The sequence below is a fragment of the Pseudonocardia charpentierae genome (assembly GCF_031845345.1).
Lineage (GTDB): Bacteria > Actinomycetota > Actinomycetes > Mycobacteriales > Pseudonocardiaceae > Pseudonocardia > Pseudonocardia charpentierae.
The window spans coordinates 1-1,079 of record NZ_JAVREJ010000093.1; the positions used below are offsets into that span (position 1 = coordinate 1).

Below are 1,079 nucleotides of genomic sequence, written 5' to 3' on the forward strand. Positions count from 1 at the left end.
GAGGGACAAATACGGCAACATATACAAGTTTCGTTTTGATCCAATTCCCATTGATACCTCCCTCCCCCATGAACAATGGTTTAAATGGAATGTAACCATGTTTCTCAACAACAAATAAATATTACATAGAGAAGGGAACATCCTACAAAAGCCACTTATGCAAGAAGTAATCGAAATGGACAATTGGTGGAGCAATCCTTTACCCTACATAAAAGAGAGCAACTAGATTTCCTCTTCTACTTAGAGGGAAATAGTTGCTCTCTTTTTATTTAACGGAACCTTTTACTGTCTACTACTACCAATCGTCTAAGGCTGCATCTATACAAGCATCTGCTTCATTAGATACAACTGTTGTATCTACACCTACAGGTTGCTCTAAATTTACTTGACTTGGTGGGGACGTACCAACTATAGCATCAGGTATTTCATTGGATATCAAAGCCATACAAAGGTTTCCTAGCATTTGTTGTACGATTGGTTGACTTAGCTTTTCCTGTTCTTCTATTGTCAGTGGGCGAGGAATTGGCAATTGTATTTCATGATTTACGGCCAGATGTAACTCCTCATCTACCTTTTCGAAAAACTTAGTTGAGAGGATTTTGGATTGCTTCCAATCGCTAATGAGTTGCAGTTGTTCCTTTGTCAATTTTGTTGATACCTTGATAGAAAGACTATCTCCTGGCTTAACTACTACTTTTTTGGTCATCTATTTCACCGTTAAACGCTTCTTTTCTTCTTGTCTCTGTGCGATCTTCCAACCTCCACGAGCATTCAAAAAGGGAACTAGCTTTTCATCAGACACAAACTGAAAAGGGTACTTCCTATTGTTGGCTTTCTCCAAATAAGGTTTGAGCAAGATACTACCGCCACCTATATTCAAAGCAACTTCCAGATCGTCAACATTTTTCCATTTGTAATCAATTTCATCAAAGATTCTCTTGGCACAACTACCAAGATGACGTTCCGCTATATCCTTGAACCCTCGAGGTACACCATTGACTTTAATATGATAAGGCTTATCAAGATCTTGCATATACTCAATCAACTTCTCACGAGATGAAACTTCATAGGATTCATGT

Annotated in this window: 2 protein-coding genes; both read right to left on the bottom strand. The window is 38.3% G+C overall.

Annotation, left to right across the window (positions count from 1 at the left end; genetic code table 11):
- Nucleotides 1-295: 295 nt before the first annotated feature.
- Nucleotides 296-706 carry a hypothetical protein gene (locus RM445_RS31995; protein WP_093291918.1) on the bottom strand — a complete coding sequence of 137 codons (411 nt, stop codon included), beginning with the start codon at nucleotides 704-706 and terminating at the stop codon, nucleotides 296-298.
- The coding region (locus RM445_RS32000) for a hypothetical protein (RefSeq protein ID WP_311560604.1) at nucleotides 707-1,079 on the bottom strand (373 nt) is incomplete at its 5' end.

Excerpts from the sequence above, each read along its gene's own strand:
- RM445_RS31995 (WP_093291918.1), bottom strand. The coding sequence starts at position 706 with ATGACCAAAAAAGTAGTAGTTAAGCCAGGAGATAGTCTTTCTATCAAG.